This window comes from Sphingomonas sp. CFBP 13720 (assembly GCF_014842075.1).
Lineage (GTDB): Bacteria > Pseudomonadota > Alphaproteobacteria > Sphingomonadales > Sphingomonadaceae > Sphingomonas.
In genome coordinates, this window is record NZ_JACYVA010000001.1 from 726,964 (window position 1) to 746,452 (window position 19,489).

The 19,489-nt window shown below is 68.2% G+C and carries 14 protein-coding genes and 1 tRNA gene; 5 read left to right on the plus strand and 10 right to left on the minus strand.

The window, feature by feature from the left end; all coding sequences use genetic code 11:
- The first annotated feature begins 49 nt into the window (after nucleotides 1-49).
- From moaA to IFT55_RS03530, 4 genes are all read left to right on the plus strand, one after another.
- Entirely contained in the window at nucleotides 50-1,048 is a 999-nt protein-coding gene (moaA, locus tag IFT55_RS03515) for a GTP 3',8-cyclase MoaA (RefSeq protein ID WP_192089121.1), read from the plus strand.
- Entirely contained in the window at nucleotides 1,045-1,815 is a 771-nt protein-coding gene (locus IFT55_RS03520; RefSeq protein WP_192089122.1) for an NAD kinase, read from the plus strand. Before moaA ends, IFT55_RS03520 begins: the two co-directional genes overlap by 4 nt.
- A gap of 79 nt (nucleotides 1,816-1,894) precedes the next feature.
- Nucleotides 1,895-1,969 (plus strand) — tRNA-Asn (locus IFT55_RS03525).
- 206 nt (nucleotides 1,970-2,175) lie between these two features.
- Nucleotides 2,176-2,799, plus strand: a complete 624-nt coding sequence (locus tag IFT55_RS03530; RefSeq protein WP_249403541.1) for a CC0125/CC1285 family lipoprotein — start codon at nucleotides 2,176-2,178, stop codon at nucleotides 2,797-2,799.
- 273 nt (nucleotides 2,800-3,072) lie between these two features.
- Here the strand turns inward: IFT55_RS03530 and secA are convergent, their stop codons facing one another.
- A complete protein-coding gene (gene secA, locus IFT55_RS03535; RefSeq protein WP_192089124.1) occupies nucleotides 3,073-5,817 on the minus strand; it encodes a preprotein translocase subunit SecA in 2,745 nt (914 codons plus the stop codon).
- A gap of 90 nt (nucleotides 5,818-5,907) precedes the next feature.
- Entirely contained in the window at nucleotides 5,908-6,162 is a 255-nt protein-coding gene (locus tag IFT55_RS03540; RefSeq protein ID WP_192089126.1) for a hypothetical protein, read from the minus strand.
- A gap of 245 nt (nucleotides 6,163-6,407) precedes the next feature.
- On the opposite strand from IFT55_RS03540, the gene argJ reads away from it, so the two are divergent.
- The gene (gene argJ, locus IFT55_RS03545) at nucleotides 6,408-7,631 is read left to right on the plus strand and encodes a bifunctional glutamate N-acetyltransferase/amino-acid acetyltransferase ArgJ (RefSeq protein ID WP_192089127.1); all 1,224 of its coding nucleotides are present in this window, start codon (nucleotides 6,408-6,410) and stop codon (nucleotides 7,629-7,631) included.
- Between the two features lie 3 nt (nucleotides 7,632-7,634).
- Here the strand turns inward: argJ and IFT55_RS03550 are convergent, their stop codons facing one another.
- The 8 genes from IFT55_RS03550 to IFT55_RS03585 are packed head-to-tail and all read right to left on the minus strand — an operon-like array spanning nucleotide 7,635 to nucleotide 19,358.
- Nucleotides 7,635-8,054 carry a hypothetical protein gene (locus IFT55_RS03550; protein WP_192089129.1) on the minus strand — a complete coding sequence of 140 codons (420 nt, stop codon included), beginning with the start codon at nucleotides 8,052-8,054 and terminating at the stop codon, nucleotides 7,635-7,637.
- Nucleotides 8,054-8,377 (minus strand): thioredoxin, encoded by a 324-nt coding sequence (trxA, locus tag IFT55_RS03555; RefSeq protein ID WP_192089130.1) that lies wholly within the window; start codon nucleotides 8,375-8,377, stop codon nucleotides 8,054-8,056. The genes IFT55_RS03550 and trxA overlap by 1 nt, the downstream gene beginning before the upstream one ends.
- 47 nt (nucleotides 8,378-8,424) lie before the next feature.
- On the minus strand, nucleotides 8,425-11,850 hold the full coding sequence (addA, locus tag IFT55_RS03560) for a double-strand break repair helicase AddA (protein WP_192089132.1): 3,426 nt from the start codon (nucleotides 11,848-11,850) through the stop codon (nucleotides 8,425-8,427).
- On the minus strand, nucleotides 11,837-14,863 hold the full coding sequence (gene addB, locus IFT55_RS03565; protein ID WP_192089133.1) for a double-strand break repair protein AddB: 3,027 nt from the start codon (nucleotides 14,861-14,863) through the stop codon (nucleotides 11,837-11,839). Before addB ends, addA begins: the two co-directional genes overlap by 14 nt.
- Nucleotides 14,856-15,611, minus strand: a complete 756-nt coding sequence (locus IFT55_RS03570) for a nucleotidyltransferase family protein (protein WP_192089134.1) — start codon at nucleotides 15,609-15,611, stop codon at nucleotides 14,856-14,858. The genes addB and IFT55_RS03570 overlap by 8 nt, the downstream gene beginning before the upstream one ends.
- Nucleotides 15,608-16,579, minus strand: coding sequence for an aminoglycoside phosphotransferase family protein (locus IFT55_RS03575; protein WP_192089135.1), 972 nt, complete (start codon nucleotides 16,577-16,579; stop codon nucleotides 15,608-15,610). Before IFT55_RS03575 ends, IFT55_RS03570 begins: the two co-directional genes overlap by 4 nt.
- Nucleotides 16,564-17,010, minus strand: coding sequence for a tRNA (adenosine(37)-N6)-threonylcarbamoyltransferase complex ATPase subunit type 1 TsaE (tsaE, locus tag IFT55_RS03580; RefSeq protein WP_192089136.1), 447 nt, complete (start codon nucleotides 17,008-17,010; stop codon nucleotides 16,564-16,566). The genes IFT55_RS03575 and tsaE overlap by 16 nt, the downstream gene beginning before the upstream one ends.
- Complete coding sequence (locus tag IFT55_RS03585; protein ID WP_192089137.1) at nucleotides 17,007-19,358, minus strand: sensor histidine kinase; 2,352 nt, start codon at nucleotides 19,356-19,358, stop codon at nucleotides 17,007-17,009. The genes tsaE and IFT55_RS03585 overlap by 4 nt, the downstream gene beginning before the upstream one ends.
- Nucleotides 19,359-19,489: the final 131 nt, after the last annotated feature.

Below are 19,489 nucleotides of genomic sequence, written 5' to 3' on the forward strand. Positions count from 1 at the left end.
GCAATGGACACCTTGTACGGCTTCGCAACGCACCCTAGCTTTGCGGTTCATGACGTGCGCCCCCTCCCTCGTCGACGCGCATGGTCGCACCATCCGCTATCTACGGATATCCGTCACCGATCGCTGCGATCTGCGCTGTCGGTATTGCATGGCCGAATCGATGACGTTCCTGCCGCGCGACCGGCTGCTCGGACTCGAAGAGATCGCGGTCATCGCCGAACGATTCGTCGCGCGCGGGATCGACCGTATCCGCCTGTCGGGCGGCGAGCCGCTGGTGCGGCGCGACGTCGGCGATCTGGTCCGCCGGCTGGGCCGGATGGTCGGGCACGGGCTGGACGAACTGACCATGACGACCAACGCCACGCGGCTGCGCCTGCATGCGCCCGCGCTGGCGGATGCGGGCATCCGCCGCATCAACGTCAGCCTCGACAGCCTCGATCCCGGCGTGTTCCGCCACATCACCCGCCACGGCGACGTGGCACAGGTGCTGGACGGTATTGCCGCCGCGCGCGAGGCGGGGCTGACGGTCAAGATCAACATGGTCGTGCTCAAGGGGCTGAACGAAGACCATGTCGGCGACATGCTCGACTGGTGCGGGCGCGAGGGGCACGACCTGTCGCTGATCGAAACGATGCCGATGGGCGCGATCGACGAGGATCGCACCGACCGGTTCGTGCCGTTGACGCACGTGTTCGAAACGCTTTCCGCCCGCTTCGCGCTGTCCCGCGACACGCATCGTACCGGCGGCCCCGCGCGTTACTGGCGCGTGGGGGAACATGGCAATCGCCTTGGCCTCATTTCCCCGCTGACCGAGAATTTCTGCGGCGGGTGCAACCGCGTGCGGCTGACGACGGAGGGCAAGCTGTATCTCTGTCTCGGCCATGACGATCATGTCGACTTGAAGGAAGCGCTGCGCACCGGCGGGATCGCCGCGCTCGACGATGCGCTCGACCGTGCATTGCCGATGAAGCCCGCCGCGCATGATTTCCGTATCGAAGCCGGCAGCGCCCCCGCCGTCGCCCGCCACATGAGCGTGACCGGCGGATGACGACGCGTCGCGCGTTGCTGGCGTCGCCCACCGCACCCGCGCGCGCGGCCGAAACGGCGTTGCGCGAACGCTATGACTGGGTCGGGATCGAGGACGCCGATATCATCGTCGCGCTGGGCGGCGACGGGTTCCTGTTACAGGTGCTGCACGTCCTGCTCGAACGGCGCCGGACCGTGCCGGTGTTCGGCATGAACCTTGGCACCGTCGGGTTTCTGATGAACGAATGGCGGATCGAGGATATCGAACACCGCCTTGGCCGCGCGAAACCGTTCCGCGTGTCGCCGCTGTCGATGACGGCCACGACCATGGACGGCGAGGTCCGCGTGCTGCCCGCGATCAACGAGGTGTCGCTGCTGCGCGAAACGCGCCAGACCGCCAAGCTGGAAGTATCGGTCAACGACCGGGTGGTGATGCCCGAACTGGTGTGCGACGGCATCCTTGCCGCGACGCCCGCCGGATCGACCGCGTACAACCTGTCCGCGAACGGCCCGATCCTGCCGATGGGATCGGCCATGCTGGCGCTGACCCCGATCAGCCCGTTCCGCCCCCGGCGGTGGCGCGGCGCGATCCTGCCCGACAAGGCGCGGATTTCGTTGCGCGTGCTCGAACCCCACAAGCGTCCGGTATCGGCGGTCGCCGACCAGCGCGAGGTACGCGACGTGGCGCGGGTCGACGTGGCGATCGACCATGTCCGCGACCTGACGCTGCTGTTCGATCCCGAACACGCGCTGGACGACCGGATCACGATGGAACAGTTCGCCGGCTGAACCACGGTTATACGGTTTAAGTGCACGAAACGGGTTGCAATACCGCGAACCGCTGGTAAAGACCCGGCCTCGCAGTTGTTCCCTGATAGCTCAGCGGTAGAGCATTCGACTGTTAATCGAATGGCCGTAGGTTCGAATCCTACTCAGGGAGCCAGCGACCCTCCGCGATGCGGACCCGCACTCGACAATCCGTATGACCCGCCATGGCAATGCCGTTTACCCGGCGTTCAGCCTCGGCTAATCTTCGCTGTGGCACCTTTCGTCGTGCCGCGCCACGGACCCGTTCGGCGACCTCGATCGTTTCATCGCGACAGATCGTCGCCGATATCGGGCAATCCGTGGCGGCATTGGAGAATCCGGATGTTGCTGCACTTTGCCTCGCGTGCCCGCCTTCGCGTGATCGGCACGACCATCGTCGGGGGACTGGCGCTCGCCGCCTGCGCCACGCCGACCCCCTATCAGCCCGCCAGCGGTCAGGGTTTCTACCGCAACGGGTATAGCGACCAACAGATCGAACCGAACCGCTATCAGGTCAGCTTTTCGGGCAACAGCCTGACATCGCGTGAAACGGTCGAACGCTATCTGCTCTATCGCGCGGCCCAGCTCACGCTGGAACATGGTTATGACCATTTCGTGCTCGCCGATCGCGACACCAACCTGCGCAGCCGCACCTATTCGACGCCCGGATGGGGCGGCGCAGGGTTCGGCGGCGGATTCGGATGGGGCGGCGGTGGCTGGGGTCCGGCATGGCGCTATCGCAGCGCGGGCTTCGGCTGGCGTCGGTGGGACCCGTTCTGGGGCGATCCCTTCTTCGACCGGTCGGTCGATATCCGCACCGTCGACAAATATGAAGCGATGGCGGAAATCGTGCTGGGTCGCGGTGCAAAGCCGCGCGACAATATCCGCGCCTTCGATGCGCGCTCGGTGCTCCAGAGCCTCGGGCCGAGCGTGACGGCGCCGGACTCGCGTCCCGCCACGCGCTGAACGGACGCATACCGACAGCAAAAAGGCCGTCGTCCGGGTCCGGGCGGCGGCCTTTTCTTCGTTCGCGCTTCGGCGCGGGGCGGCGTTAGAGCGGTTTCCGATCAGGCTGGATCACCGGCACGGCGGTGATTTCGGTTCGGGGCAAGGCGCGAGGAGGGAGCGACGCTGAAGCATCGTGACCGACGAGCAACGCCGGCCCGGATCGAAATTGCCCCGCTGCCAAGCAGGCGCCAGAAGGGCGATGACGGCGGTTCAAACTGGTCGGAAAACGCTCTAGCCCAGTGCGCCGTGGCAATGCTTGTACTTGCGCCCCGACCCGCATGGGCAAGGCGAGTTGCGGCTGACCACGCCTTCCCAGCTTGCCGGGTCCTCGCCCATCGCCTGCGGATCGCCCTGCGGCATCTGCAGCATCGGCATGCGCGTCGTCACCAGCCCCTGCGTGCCGGCATCGATATCCCATGTGTCGTCTTCCCCCGACAGCGGGTCGATATGCATCGTCAGAAAGTCCGGCAGTTCGGGCAGGTCGGTCGGCATCTGGAAATTGAAGTTGGCGTGCGCCATCGTCCGGGTCACATCCTCGCGGATGCTCGATAGCATCCGTTCGAACAGCGCGAACGCTTCCTGCTTATATTCGTTGATCGGCGTCTTCTGGGCATAGGCGCGCAGGTGGATGACCGCCCGCAGCGCGTCGAGCATCGCCAGATGTTCTTTCCAGTGATGGTCGAGCGTCTGGAGCAGGATCGACTTCTCGATCTGCGTCCAGCCTTCGGGGTCGAGTTCGGCCGCCTTGCCGTCGACCAGCCTGTCGGCATCGGTGCGGATACGCTCTTCCAGCGTTTCGGCGTCCAGCCCATCCTCGTTCGCCACCCAGTCGGCGACCGGCGCGTCGACCCCCAGGATTTCCTGCGCGCGCTCCTGCAACCCCGCGACGTTCCACTGTTCGGGATAGCTGTCGGGCGGCACCGCATCGCCGACGATCGAATTGACCGTCGCATGGCGCATGTCGATCACGACGTCGCCGACCGTGTCGGCATCCATCACGTCGGCGCGCTGTTCATAGATGACCTTGCGCTGATCGTTCATCACGTCGTCATATTCGACGACCTGCTTGCGGACGTCGTAATTGCGCGCCTCGACCTTCTTCTGCGCGGTTTCGATCGCACGGCTCAGCCACTTACTGCCGATCGCCTCGCCATCCTCGATATTGTTGCGCATCATCTTGGCGAACAGCGTGTCCGGCCCGAAGATGCGCAACAGGTCGTCGTCGAGGCACAGATAGAAGCGCGACAGGCCCGGATCGCCCTGCCGCCCCGAACGACCACGCAACTGGTTGTCGATGCGGCGGCTCTCATGCCGTTCGGTGCCCAGCACGAACAGCCCGCCCGCGGCCAGCACGGCCTGCTTCTCCTCGATGATCTCCGCCCGGATGCGCGCGGCGACCGCGTCATACTCGCCCGTCCCCTCGACCAGGTCGGGATGCTCGTCGAGCATGCGGAATTCCAGATTGCCGCCCAACTGGATGTCAGTGCCGCGTCCGGCCATGTTGGTCGCGATCGTGACCGCGCCCAGCCGGCCGGCCTGCGCCACGATATGCGCCTCCATCTCGTGGTAGCGCGCGTTCAGCACCTTGTGTGGCACCTGTTCCTGCGTCAGGAATTCGGACAGCAGCTCCGACTTCTCGATCGACACCGTGCCGACCAGCACCGGCTGACCCTTGCCGGCATGCTCGCGGATCTTCTTGGCGATCGCGCGGAACTTGTCCTCCAGCGTCTTGTAGAACTCGTCTTCCTCGTCGACGCGGCGGACCTGAACGTTGGTCGGAATCGACACGACGTTCATCTTGTAGATGTCGAAGAATTCGGGCGCTTCGGTCGCCGCCGTGCCGGTCATGCCCGACAGCTTCGGGTACATGCGGAAATAATTCTGGAAGGTGATCGATGCCAACGTCTGGTTTTCCGGCTCGATCGTCACGCCTTCCTTCGCCTCGGTCGCCTGATGCAGGCCGTCGGACCAGCGGCGACCGTCCATCATGCGCCCGGTGAACTCGTCGATGATGACGACCTTGCCGTCCTTCACGATGTAATCGGTATCGCGCTTGAACATCATGTTCGCGCGCAGCGCCTGGTTCACGTGATGCACGACCTGCGTATTTTCGAAATCGTACAGGTTCGCGCCGATCAGCAGCCCGGCATCCTCCAGCATCCGCTCGACCTTCTCCGTCCCGTCCTCGGTCAGGATGATCGACTTCTGCTTTTCGTCCTTTTCGTAATCGTCGGCGGACAGCCGCTGCACGACCTCGTTCACCGACCGGTACAGGTCCGACTTGTCGTCGGTCGGGCCGGAGATGATGAGCGGGGTCCGCGCTTCGTCGATCAGGATCGAATCGACCTCGTCGACGATCGCGAAATTGAATGCCCGCTGCGTCATCGACGCGCGATCGTACTTCATGTTGTCGCGCAGGTAATCGAAGCCGAACTCGTTGTTCGTGCCATAGGTGATGTCGGAGCCATAGGCCTCGCGACGCTGGTGATCGGCCAGATTCGGCACGATCACACCGGTCGTCATGCCTAGGAAACCATAGATGCGCCCCATCTGCTCGGCGTCGCGCCGCGCCAGATAGTCGTTGACGGTCACCACATGCACGCCTTCGCCCGGCAGGGCGTTGAGGTAACAGGCCAGCGTCGCCACCAGCGTCTTGCCCTCGCCGGTGCGCATCTCGGCAATCTCACCGCGATGAAGGACGATCCCGCCGACCATCTGCACGTCGAAATGGCGCATGCCCAGCACGCGCCGCGACGCTTCGCGCACCGTGGCGAACGCTTCGGGCAGCAGCGAATCGAGCTTCGCGCCGTTGGCCAGCCGCTCGCGGAACTTGATGGTCTGCGCGGCGAGCGCGGTGTCGTCCAGCGCGGTCAGCGCGGACTCGAAACCGTTGATCTTGTCGACGATCGATCCGAGCGATTTGACGTACCGGTCGTTGGACGACCCGAAAAGCGATTTGGCGAGGCCACCGAACATGCGTGGTTCCTTGGATGCGATTGAAAAGGACGCGGCGCGTGGAGTCGCTGGCCGCGTCGGAAAGTGTCGAAGGGGAAGGCCGGCGGCGCGCTATTCGCGTGCGCTGTCGATCCGTGCGCGCACGTCGACATGCGGCGCGTCCGCGCGAAAGCGGTGCGGCGGCGTTTCGGCCAGCGGCTGCCCAGGGATTACCCGCACCGCCGTTGCGCGTTCGGCCACGGCGACGGCGATCGCGCCCGCCACGGCCTGGGCCTGTGCAACCTGCCGCGCGCCGACCGGCCCCGTGCCGGGCAACAACCCGGTCAGACCCGTCAACAGTGCGGAGAGAAACAGCAACAGGCGCAAGCGATACGTCCAGACGACAGGGTTCGGCGGCAGAACGAGCCACCGTTCGCCCGCAGGACATAGGGCGGCGGCGGCGCGGCGTCCAGTCGTGGCGGACCGGCGCGCATTCCCGCCCGATCGCGGGTCGTCACAACATCGCGGGTCGTCGCAACAAAGCGTTGCAACCGGGCGTACCGGGGGTAGGAACCGTCCCAGCGTTCTTTCCCTGCCCCTCGCCCGGCCGGGCCAATTCGGACACCGCCCCCATGTCGACCATTTCCCCCCTCGCCACACCGTTCCCCGCGCTGCCGCCGATCGGGGGCGTCACGCTTCGCGTCGCGCGCGCGCGCTACAAGGACTGGGACCGCTTCGACCTGACCTTCGCGACGCTGGCGGAGGGTACGGCGGTGGCGGGCGTGCTGACCAACAGCAAATGTCCCTCGCCCGAAGTCGAATGGTGCCGCCGCGCGCTGGTGCTCGGCCGGGCGCGGGCGCTGGTGGTCAATGCGGGCAACAGCAACGCGTTCACCGGCGATCGCGGCCGCGCGGCGGTCGAAGCGATCGCGGCGCGCACGGCGCAGGCGGTCGGGTGCCAGCCGTCCGACGTGTTCGTCGCGTCGACCGGCGTCATCGGCGTACCGCTGCCGATCGATCGCGCCGAAGCGGGGCTGGACGCCGCGTTCGTCGCCGAACCTTGCGACTGGCAGGCGGCGGCCGACACGATCGGCACCACCGACACGTTTGCCAAGGGCGCGTTCGTCACCGCCAAGATCGGCGCGCATACGGTCAAGCTGGCCGGCATCATCAAGGGGTCGGGCATGATCGCGCCGGACATGGCGACGATGCTCGGCTTCGTCTTCACCGACGCGGCGGTCGATCCGGCGTTCCTGCAATCGGCGCTGGAGGCGGCCAATCGCCGCACCTTTTCCTGCATCACCGTCGACGGCGACACGTCGACCAGCGATACGGTTCTCGCCTTCGCCACCGGTGCGGCGGGCAACGATCCGATCGCGTCATTCGACGACGATGGCGCGGATTCGTTCGCGGCGGCGTTGCACGACCTGTGCCGCCAACTCGCGCATCTGGTGGTGCGCGACGGCGAAGGTGCCAGCAAATTCATCACGATACAGGTCGAAGGCGCGGAATCGGACGCCAGCGCCCACCGCATCGCGATGAGCATCGCGAACTCGCCCTTGGTCAAGACCGCCATCGCGGGACAGGATGCCAATTGGGGCCGCGTGGTCATGGCGGTCGGCAAGGCCGGCGAACCCGCCGAGCGCGACCGGCTGTCGATCCGCTTCGGCACGACGCAGGTAGCGGAAGCGGGGCTGGCGGTCGCGGGCTATGACGAAGCGCCGGTCGCGGCGCATCTGACGGGGCAGGAAGTCGAGGTCGGCGTCGACCTGCATCTGGGCGAAGGCCGGGCGACGGTGTGGACGTGCGACCTGACGCACGGCTACATCTCGATCAACGCCGATTACCGGAGTTGATGGTCAGCGAATATCGCCTAGCGGTTCCATCGCTGTAATCCGAGTGGCGACGATCGTTGCGGTAGACATGCCCATATGGCCGAACCCGCACCGGCTTCCGGGCGGAGCATCGATACTGCGACGCCCGATAAAGCGGATGCGATAGGCTTTGCCAAAGGGGCCGGGCACGAACTCGGTGCCGTCGAACGCGGCACGATCGCGGTCATCGAACCACGCCCGGGCAACATTCCGCCGAAGGCCGGCGAGCGACGTCGCACCTTCGATGAATTCCGACCCTTCGAAATCGTTGATCCAGACCCCGTCCCATTCGCGCTCGTCGGTGTAGCGGATGGCGTTTCGATCGCATCCCGCATCGTCACCAGGTGCCGGAAACGAACGGGGTGGCGGTGCCGCCGCCTGAAGCAACAGCACCGCCAGAAACATCAGCCCAGTTCGCCTTCGATCCACGCCTTCAACTGGCTCTTCGGCCGCGCGCCTAGCAGATCGGCAACCGCCTGGCCGTTCTTGAACAGCTTGAGCAGCGGGATCGACTGGACGCCCATCTGCCCAGCGATCTCGGGATTGGCCATGATATCGACCTTGGCGATCGTCAGCCGGTCACCCAGTTCTTCCGAAATCTCCTCCAGCGCGGGGGCGATCATCTTGCACGGACCGCACCAGTCGGCCCAGAAGTCGACCAGCACCGGCTTGTCGGACTGCAGGACGTCGGCGGAAAAGCTGGTATCGGTGACGGTCTTGGTCGGCATGATAATCTCCTTGATACTGGCGTATCTATGATCGCGGTCGTGGCTGCTCAAGCATCGCTGGCCAAGCTTTGTTCCGTCGCGCCCAAGCCCGGCTTGTACCGTAGCATCACGTCGTCCGGCAGCACGAACATCGTCGGTCCGGCGGTATAGAGCAGCGCGGCTTCGACCGGACGATCGGGAAAAACCACGCGCAACGCCGCGACATAGGCGGCCATCTGGCGCAGGTGATAGGCCGGTATCTCGTCGACCGAACGCGGCACGCGCCGCCCCGTCTTGAAATCGACCACCCGGACACGCGTCTCGCCGACGCACAGCCGGTCGACCGTTCCCGCGATCACTTCGCCGCCGACGACCGCCGCGATCGGCGCTTCGGCCAACGCATCGGGGCCGAACAGGTCGGCGAACGCCGGATCGTCGAGGATCGCCATCGCATCGCGCGTCACCCGCGCGCGCAGCGCCGGATCGGCTACCCCCGCCGCACCCGACAGCCACCGCTCCGCTGCCATCGCCCGTGCGTCGCGCGGCAGATCGGGCAGCCGTTCGAACAGCTGGTGCAACCAGCGCCCGCGTTCGGCGGCGGCGCGCATCGCGGCCGTCGGCGGCGGATCGGACACCTCGTCCTCCCCGATCGCGGACGGGGCGAGCGGTCGTGGCGGACGCGCCTCGGCCGGTGCGGATCGGCGGAGCCAGTCGGGCGTCGCGGCCACCGACACGGCAGACGCGGCCCGCCGCCCCCTCGCGGCGACCGGCGTTGCGGGCTGATGTCCGGTGAACACCCGCTCGCCCTCCCCCGTCGGCACGCCCAGCGCGTCCAGCGCCGCCGATGCCGCCATGTACCAGCTCAATTGCGGCGGCACGCCCTGGCATCTGGGCGATGGTGCGCCCGCGATCACCAGCCGTTCTTCCGCGCGCGTCGCCGCGACGTAGAACAGCCGCCAATGTTCCTCCAGTTCACGCCGGTCGACCGCCGCGATCGCATCATCGACCGGCGTCCCCTTTTCCGCCGCACCCGGCCGGAACACCGGAAACGCTTCGCCGCCATGCCCTTCGGGTGCCCAGTCGACGATATCGCGGCGGCTGTTGGCCGGATCGATCGCGGCATCGGCCAGCAGCACCAGCGGCGCCTGCAACCCCTTCGATCCGTGGGCGGTCATCACGCGCACCGCGCCGCCCGCCGCGCCCGCATCGCGCTTGATCTCCACCTCGCCGCGGTCGAACCATTCGACGAAGCGTTGCAGCGACGGCGTCGCCACATTCTCGAACGACAGCGCCGCGCCCAGCAGTTCGTCGATCGGATCGCGCGCTTCCTCGCCCAATCGCGCGATCAGCCTGCGCCGCCCGTCGAGTTCGCCCGACAGGATTTCCTCGAGGAAGCGGTATGGCGTTGCGAAGTCCGCGCGGCGCAGGATCGTGGCCAGCGGGGCGACCGCGTCGCTGTTCGTCTGGCGCAGATGCCGCCACAGGCTTCCGCCCTCACGCAGCGCACCGGCCAGCAACCGTTCCTGCGTCCACCCGATCAGCGGCGATACCAGCAAATTGGCGAGCGACAGGTCGTCGTCGGGTTGCAGCGCGAACCGGATCGCGGCTAGCAGATCCTGCACCGCCAGCGGCGCGTCGAGCCGCAACCGGTCGACGCCGGCGACCGGCACCCCTTCGGCATAGAGCCGCGCGACGACCAGCGACGCCAGGTCGCCGCGCCGCTTGACCAGCACCATGATATCGCCCGCTGCAAGCATCCGCCCCTTGGATTCCAGCGGCAGCGTGCCGATCCAGCCCTTGATGGCGCGGGCGATATCGCGCGCGATCATCCGGGTGGCATCGTCGACCCAGCCTTCCTCGTCCTCGCCCGCCGCCTCGACCACGGTCGGCGCCCACAGCGTGACGGTGCCGGGACCGGGCACCTCGCTGTCATGCGTTTCGGGGGCTTCGATGCCCATGCCGTCGCCCGGCAGCGCGGCGATGGCGGCATCGACGAATTCCAGCACCGGGCGCGTGGTGCGAAAGCTGTGCGTCAGCGACAGCGTATCCAGCTCGCGCGCCGGTCCGCGATATTCGGGCGGCAGCGCCGCGCGGCGGGTGAAATTGATATGCGCGGCCCGGAAATAGATCGGATCGGTCTTTTGAAACCCAAAGATGGCCTGCTTGTAATCGCCGACGACGAACAGCGTCCGCACCCCCGCCGCGCGTACTGCGTCGCCGGCGAAGAATTCTTCGACCAGCGACTGGACGATTTTCCATTGCTGCGGATTGGTGTCCTGCGCCTCGTCGATCAGGACATGTTCGGTCGACTGGTCCAGCTTGAACCGTACCCAGTCGCCGATACCCGGTTGCGCCAGCAGCCGCAGCGTCTCGCGGATCAGATCGTCGAAATCGACCGCGCCTGCACGCCGTTTGGCCCGCGCATAGGCATCGGCATAGGCCCGCCCCGCCTCCAGCGCCCCGGCCAGCGCATCGGCGTATCCGGCGTGCGCGCGGATGGCCATCAGTTCGGCGGCGCGCGTGCCGACCGCGTCGGCCAGTTCGTCATAGTCCGGTTCGGCGGCGACCAGCTTGGCCGACGCCTTCTTGAGCGTATCCTTCTGCGTGAAGAACATCGCGCGCAATTCGTCCAGCCGCCGCGCCCGGTCGCCGGGGATCGCCGCCAGCCAGCCCATGATGGCGTCGTGCAGCTTCTGCCCCGTCGCCGTGCCCCATGCGCGGTTCGCCGCCGCCAGCCGTTCCAGCGCATCGCAATCGAACGAATCGTCGCCGCATTCGTCGGCGATGCGCGCCTCGATATCGCCCGACGGCAGGTCGAATGCGCGGCGCAGGAACGGCTGCACCCCGGCGGGCAACTCCGTCATCGCCTGCGGACTGCGCGCACATTCGCGCAGGAACGCCTCCGCCGCGCCTTCGCCCATGCGCAGGCTGAGCGCGGCGATGGCGTCGCCGATGCGGGTCGATCCGTTGCGCTGTTCCTCGACCAGCAGTTCGGCCAGCGCCTCGCGCGCGGTGCCGGCTTCCTCGCGCGCCTCCAGCGGACGGAAGCCGGGGACCAGCCCTGCCTCGACCGGGAACCCGGCGAGCAGGCTTTGGCAGAAACCGTGGATCGTCTGAATACGCACGCCGCCGCCCGGCGCGTCGAGCACGCGGGCGAACAGGGTGCGCGCGCGTGCCAGCAGCGCCTCGTCGTTCACATCCTCGCCCAGCGCGAACAGGTCCAGTTTCAGGTCGTCGCGCGGCAACCGCACCCATCGCGCCAGCCGCGATGCGGTGCGTTCGGCCATTTCGGCCGCTCCCGCCTTGGTAAAGGTCAGGCACAGGATCGCCGCCGGATCGACGCCGCGCAGCAACAGCCGGAACACCCGCGCCGACAATACGTGCGTCTTGCCGGTCCCCGCCGACGCCGACAGCCACACATGCCGCGCGGGGTCGCTGGCAAGCGCCTGATCGTTCTTCAACCGCTGGAGCGGGCGGACCTCACTCACGGCCATACCATTCGTCGCGGCGCATCAACTGGTCATACTCGGCATAGGGGGCGTATTCGGGCACCAGCTTGGCGGTAAAGGCTTCGTCCCCGGTCAGGAACCGCGCGACCGCATCCTCGAAATGCGCCTTGGCGCGCGCGACGAATTCGGCGGTCGGCACCCGGCCGCGCGACCCGTCGGGCGATACCGGCGTCGTCATCTTGCCGAAACTGTCGCCATCCTTGGTCAGCGACCAATATTCGAACGCCCCCGCAATACCCGCGATCGCCGGGAACCCGCCGCGCTCCGCGATCAGGCCCAGCAGCCCCAGTTGCAGGCTGTACCCGGCCGCCACCGCCTTGGCGCTCGGTGCCTTGCCGGTCTTGTAATCGATGATCGCCAGCGTCCCGTCGGCAGCGCGATCGATCCGGTCGGCCTTGCCGCGCAGTTCGACCCCGGCGATCTGCAACACGCCGTCGCTCTCCACGCCGATGACGCTGCGCCCTTCCCCCAGCTTTTCCTGCGTGAAACCGGCGACCCAGTCGATCGCCTCGCGCAGGCGCGGCACCCACAGCGCGCGCAGCAACGGATGCGTGCGTGGATCGTCGCGCAATGCATCCAGCCGCCGCTGCAACTTCACCGGGTCCAGCCCATCCTCGACCGCCCAGCGTTCCAGCACGCCATGCACCGCCGTCCCGCGCCACGCGGCGGTCGGATCGGCATCGACCGCATCCATCGGCGACAGCCGCAACATGCGCCGTGCATAAAAAGCATAGGGATCGGCCTTCAGCCGGTCGACCTCGGTCACGGAGATGCGACGCGGGCGCAACGCCACCGGCGGTTTCGGCGCGGGCCGCGACGCCGCACGGTAGGCCTCCGGCGTATCGATCGCCCGCGCCCAGTCGCGCAGGCTGCCGACCCGTTCCAGCCCGTCGTCCAGCGCCTGCAACCGCAACCACAGCCGCGATGCGATCGTCGGTGCGGTCGCGTCGCGCGCCGCACGCGTCAGCACGACCTCCCGCCCGCCCAGCGCGCTGGCGAAATCATGCGCCGACAGCCCGATGCGCCGCTCCAGCCCCGGCAGGCCCAGTTCCTGCCGGATGCGCGGGGCGAGCCACGGATCAGGCGCGGGCAATGCCGGCCACACGCCTTCGTTCAGCCCGCCCAGAATCATCAGGTCGGCGGTCTGCAACCGTGCTTCCAGCAGGCCGAGGATCGCAAGGCGCGGATGCTCGCCCTGCGGCGGACGCACCGCGACCTCGTCCAGCAGCGTGCGCAGCATCGCGGGCAGGTTCTGCGGATCGACGCTCGGCGGACCCGCCGGGGACTCGGCCTCCAGCGTCGCGATCAATTCGGCTGCCGCGCGCCCTTCCGGCCGGCTCCATGCGGCATCGCCCGCCAGCGCGGTCGCCGTCTCCCGCACCAGCGCCAGCAGGGCGGCGGGGGGCTGCGATCCCGCAGCAAAGCCTGCCGCCAGCGGTTCGAGCAGCGCGCGCGCTTCCTCCCAGAACGGCCGCGCCTGTTCCCGCACCGCCGCGTCGCGCATCTCGCCTTCGCGCAGATGCCGGTCGATCCCGGCCAGCCCCGGCGCGGGCCGCGGGCCGCGCAACGCCCGGTCCAGCCGCCGCACGCCGTCGAGCCATGCGACGCGGGCGTCGCCGCTGCGGACCAGCGGATGCTTGAGCAGCGCCAGCAGCGCGACCGGCGCGAACCCCTGTGCCGCCGCCTCGACCAGCGCGAGCAACAGCGTGCCGGGCGCCAGCACCGACAGCGCCTGCCCCGCCGAATCGTCGACCCGAATGTCCCACCGCGCACAATGCGCCGCGACCCGGCGGGCCAGCGCACGGTCGGGCGTGACCAGCGCGGCGGTACGGCCCGGCGTTTCCAGCGCCTCGCGCAGCGCGATGGCGATCGCCTGTGCTTCCTCCGCCGGGGTCGCCAGCTCGACCATCCGCACGCCGGACAGGCGGCGGTCGGCGGCGGGCACGTCGATCCAGTGATGCGTGCGATCGGCCGGGGCCAGTGCGGTGGCGATGGCGCGGCTGCGCGTCGGCGTCGCGTCATGCTCGCTCGCCGCCTGCCACCGGACGAACTCGGCGCGGTTTACGCCCATCCGGTCCAGCAGCACCTTCATATGGAATTGCGGATGCGTCTCGATCGACCGCCTGCGCCGCCCCGTCACCGGGTCGGGATCGTGCGGCCCCAGCATCGCCCATTCCTCGTCCGCCATCGCGGTGTCGAGTCCGGGCAGCACGATCATCCCGCGCTCCATGCCCGCGATACAGCGCAACAGCCCCGCGACCGCCGGGGCGGTGGTGGTGATGCCCGCCGAACACACGAACCCGCGCGGCGGATGCGACGACCACCGCGCGCACAGCCGCCGCAGCAGCCGCGTCCGCCGGTCGGCCAGATCGATCCGGCCCAGCGCCGCCAGTTCGCCCGGCCAGCGATCCAGCACCACGCGGAACAGTTCGAGCGAGCGTTCCCAATGCGCCGACAGCGTTTCGTCCAGCACGATGTCGCGCAACCGGTGCGGCGGCACTTCCTCGACCAGCAACTGGTCGAGCGTCCGCGCAAGGTCGCCCGCCAGCCGCACCGCCTCGCCACCGTCGATCGGTCGTCCGGCGCGCTGGCGTTCCTCCGCCACCAGTCGGGCAAGGATCATCCGGCGGGCCAACGGCTCGATCGCGGGCGGGATCGGCGCGTCGTCCGCCGGATCGGCGAAGGCGCCCGCCGCCTCCTCGACCTCCGGGTCGCCGATCGCAACCAGCCGCGGCAGCAACAGCCCGCCGCCGCTGGCGCGTACGAACGCGTCCTGGATCGTCCGCTTGGCCCGGTTGGTCGGCACCAGCACCACGCCCTGCGCCAGCCGCATCCGGTCGCCACCGAACCGGCGGACCAGCCCGACTGCCAGCGCGTCGGCGAACGCGCGGTGGATTGGGATCGTGTAGAGGCCAAGGCGTTTCGCCGCCACGCGGGGCGGGCCGGAACCGCCGTCGGCCCGGGCGTCCTGCGCGGTCGCCGACGGCGCGTCAGCCATCCGCCAGCACCGCCTCCGTCATCGGGATCGCGGCGGGCGTGCCCACATCGAACCACAATCCCTGATGCACCGCGCCGAACGCGCGTCCCGCCTCGATCGCGCGGGTCCAGAACAGATTGGTCGAAAACGCGCCTTCGGGCCAATCGGCGATGATGCGCGGCGACAGGATCTGGACCCCGGTGAAGACGTACGGGGCCAGCCGCCCCGGCTTGCGCCGCCCGGTGATCCGCCCGTGCGCGTCCAGATGGAAGTCGCCCTGCCCGCGATGGCTCTGCGCCTGCGACAACGGCACCAGCAGCAACAGCGCGTCCATCCGCGCATCGTCCCACAACGCCGCCAGCAACCGGATCGAATCGACCGGCCCGTCGACCCACAGATTGTCGCTGTTGACGCAGACGAACGGATCGTTGCCGATCAGGTCGCGCGCCTTGACCAGTCCGCCGCCGGTTTCCAGCAGCTTCGCGCGTTCGTCCGATACCGCGATCTCGATACCCTTCACCCGGTGCTTCAGATGCGCTTCCATCGCATCGGCCAGATAATGGACGTTGACCACCGCGCGCTGGACCCCCGCGGCGCGAAGCCGGTCGAACACATGGTCGATCAACGGCTTGCCCGCGACCTCGACCAACGGTTTGGGCCGCATCGCGGTCAGCGGGCGCATCCGCTTGCCCAGCCCCGCCGCCATCACCATCGCGGTTTCGGGCACGCGGGCGTCCGGGTTCGGACGGATCGAGCGAAGGCGGGTCATGCGAGTTCCTGCGGGTCGCCGCGCTTGTCGGCAGGGATGTTGTCGTCGAACCAGCCCGCCAGTCCGGCCAGCGCGGGATGCGCCAGATCGCGTTCCAGATAACGCCAGACGCGCGGGCACAGCGCGCCATAGCGCGGCTTGCCGTCACGCCGCCACAGCCGCGTGAAGATGCCGAGGATCTTGGCGTTCCGCTGCGCGCCGAATAGGTGATAGGCGGCATCGAACCCCGACCCGACCCCGGTCGATTCGCGATATCGCGCCAGCATCGATGCTTCGATCATCGCGGGCACGTCGCGCCGCGCATCCTGCAACAACGACACCAGATCATAGGCCGGATGCCCCGCCAGCGCGTCCTGGAAATCGAGCAGTCCCAGCCGCGTATCGTCGAGCAGCATCAGGTTTTCGGCATGATAGTCGCGCAGCACGGTGACGACCGGCATGTCGTCCAGCGCATCGAATGCCGCGTTCCACGCCGCCGCATACCCCGCCGCATCGACCGACAGGCCCAGCGCATCGCAATACCATTCGATCAGCAACGCGGCTTCGCGCAGGATGAACGCGCGATCGTATGGGGGGACCGGTGCCGCCTCATGCCGCTGCAGCCTTAGCAACTGGTCGACCGCCGACGCATACAACCGGGCCTCGCTTTCCGGCGCGGCATCCACCGTCTCGCGCATCCGCATGTCTCCGAAATCCTGCAACAGCATGAAGCCGGCAGACGCGTCGTCGGCAAGGATCGCGGGCGCGGAAAAGCCGCGATCGGTCAGCCATTGCGCCATATGTGCGAACTTGCGCGTATCCTCCGGCGGCGGTGCATCCATCAGCACCGCGCTGCGCCCCTCGTCGATCACCCGGTAATAACGGCGGAAGGATGCGTCGACCGCCAGCGGCAGAATCTGCGCCCCGCCCCATCCGGCGGCGTGCAGGAAATCGGGTGCCGCTTCGCGCGGATTCAAATCAGCGGCCATCGCGCTTCCCAAGCGGTCGGCACCCGCGCTGTCAAGTCGCGCCCGCCATCGTCGGCGAACGTCAGCGTCAGCCACAGCGCATCGTCCCACGCATCGTCGCCCAGCCGTTCGGGCCATTCGACCAGCAGCACCTCATCGTCGCGCGCATCGTCCAGTCCCAGTTCGTCCGCCTCGTCGGGATGCTCGATCCGGTACAGGTCGACGTGCAGCACCGGCAACCGCACTTCGGGCGGATCATAGGGCTGGACGATCGCGAAACTGGGCGACGGCGCTTCTCCCGTAAGACCCAGCGCAGCCAGCACGCCGCGTGCGATGCTGGTCTTGCCCGCCCCCAGCGGACCGGACAGCGCGACGACGTCGCCCCGCCGCAGCACCCGCGCCAGCGCCATGCCGAACGCATGCTGCGCGGCTTCGTCGGGCAGGTGGATCATGGTTCGCGCGGCAGGTCGATCGTGACCAGCGTGCCCATGCCCCGTTCGGACTCCAGCGCGATCGTGCCACCATGCGCCTCGACCGCCTGACGTGCGAGCGGCAGATCGAGGCTGAGCGCGCGCTCTCCGACCCGCGCGACTCCCGCCTGCGCGAACCGGTCGAATGCGCGGGCTACGGCGTCGGCGGACAGACCGGGACCGTCGTCGGACACAACGATCCGCACCTGCTGCACATCCCCGTCGACATGCAACAGCACGCGGCCGCCGCTCCGCAACCCGCCGATCGCATGGTCCAGCAGATGCCCGACCGCCTGCCGCAACCGCCGAGCGTCGCCCAGCATGACGCCCGCCGACGGTGCGATCTCGACCGCCAGTTCGACGCCGCGTGCGCGTGCCGCCGGTTGCGCCGCTTCCGCCGCTTCCGCCGCGATCAGGCGCAACGGCACCGTAGCCCTTGCGACCGGCGTCGTCTCGTTCGCCGTCAGGTCCAGCGTATCGTCGATCAGCCCGCTCAACCGCTCGACCGAAACGAGGATCGCGTCGATATACTGCGCGCCGTCCTCGCTCAGCGTGCCGGCATAACCGCCATGCAGCATCTCCGCGAACCCCTTGATCGACGTCAGCGGCGTGCGAAGTTCATAGCTCATCGACGCGACGAACGCGGTCTTGACCCGGTCCGCCGCCTCCAGCGCCTCGTTCCGGTCGCGCAGCGCCTGTTCGACACGACGGCTGTCCGAAATGTCGAGCATCGTCAGCAGCGCATTGCCGTCGGGCAATGGCACCGCGCCGAATTCGTAATGCCGCCCGTCCGCCATCGCGAACCGGCCCGACCGCTGCATCCGCTGTTGCGTGGCGAACCGGACCAGTTCGGGGATCAGCGTCGCCCGACCCGGATTGGCAAGGCTGGGTGCGACCTGTTCGGCCAATGCGTCGACGCGCGGATGCGTGTCGAGAAACGCATCGTCCAGCCCCCACACCTGCCGGAATTTGGAATTCCATATCTGCAACCGGCCATCGGCGGCGAAGACGCCCAGCGCCTCGAACAGATTGTCGAACGTGGCGGTACGCACGCGCAGCAGCGTGTCGCGCGCGCTGGCCAACTGTACCTGTTCGGTGCGATCCTCGAAGATCAGCAGCAATCCGCCTTCGGGCAAGGGCTGCGCCACGACGCGGAGATGCGTGCCGCCCGGCAGATGCCACTGCTCCTCGATCGCGTCCTCGGGGGCATGGAACCAGTCGCGCCGCTCCGCCTTCCAGCCCGGAAAATCACGGACTTCCGGCAGACGCTTGGCCTCGCGCATCCGCTCCAGCACGCGGTCGAATTCAGGACGGTCCGCCAACCATTCGGGCTTCATCGCAAACACCCGCCGGAACGGCTGGTTGCAGAATACCAGCGTGCGATCGTCGGCGAACTGCGCGACTCCCGCCGACAGCCGGTCGAGCATGTCGCGCTGCGCTTCCCCGGCGCGTTTCAGCTTGCCGCGCGCTTCCTCGATCTCGTGAACGTCGATGACGAAGCCGCCGGTGCCGCCGTCGCGCAGCGGCATGTCGTGGACACGCAGCATCCGGCGTGCGCCGTTGATCGTTGCCGGCATTGCCGCCGCCTGTGGCTGTCCGGTGTCGCGCGCGATCGAAGCGCTGGCCAGCGGCCCGCCCATGCCAGTGCCTTCGACCAGTTCGACCTGCCGCGCGATCACCTCCGCCGCGTCCGCCGCATCGACCGCGCGGACATAGGCGGTGTTGACCATCGCCAGCCGCAACGTGTCGTCGCGATACCACATCGGCATCGGCGCCGCCTCGATCAGGCTCGACAGCGCCTCGAACGCCGCACGATATTCTTCCGCCTCCTCGCCCAGCGTCGCGATCTCGTCGTGAAACTCGGTCGCGTCGAAGAACCAGATCAGCACCCCGCCGGGCGCATTCAGCGCGTCGGGCGCACGATCGCCGATCGCGAACAGCGACCGCGCCGATCCGGTCGCGCGAATGACGGTACGAAACGGCTTGCCACCGCGTTGCGTGGCGGTGATCGCTTCGACCAGCCGCTCCGCGCTTGCCGGCTCCAGCCCGCTATCCTCTTCCGCCAGTTCGCCCAGCGTCGTAGGCACGTCGACCCGCCCCAGCCGATCGGCCAGCGCCCTGCCGAGATAGAGCCGGCCATCGGCGCGTACGATCATCGACTGCGCGGGCGACGCCGCCAGCGTCGAGGCCAGCGCGGCGAACGCGTCGCCGCGCGCGTCCGCCTCCCGCCGCGCGGTCAGCCCGGCGTGCAGCGCCCAGCCTCCGAACCCGAGCACAAGTGCCAGCAACACGCCGCACAGCACCGCGGCCAAGGTCGAAATCGCGATCAACAGGCCCCTCCACCGGGCAGCGACAGGAATGGCAGATACGCACCCTGTCCCTGCCTAGTCGCTATGCGCGCCATAAAAAAGGGGGCAGCACCGGATGGTGCCGCCCCCGCATGTCGACCTGCAAGCCGGGA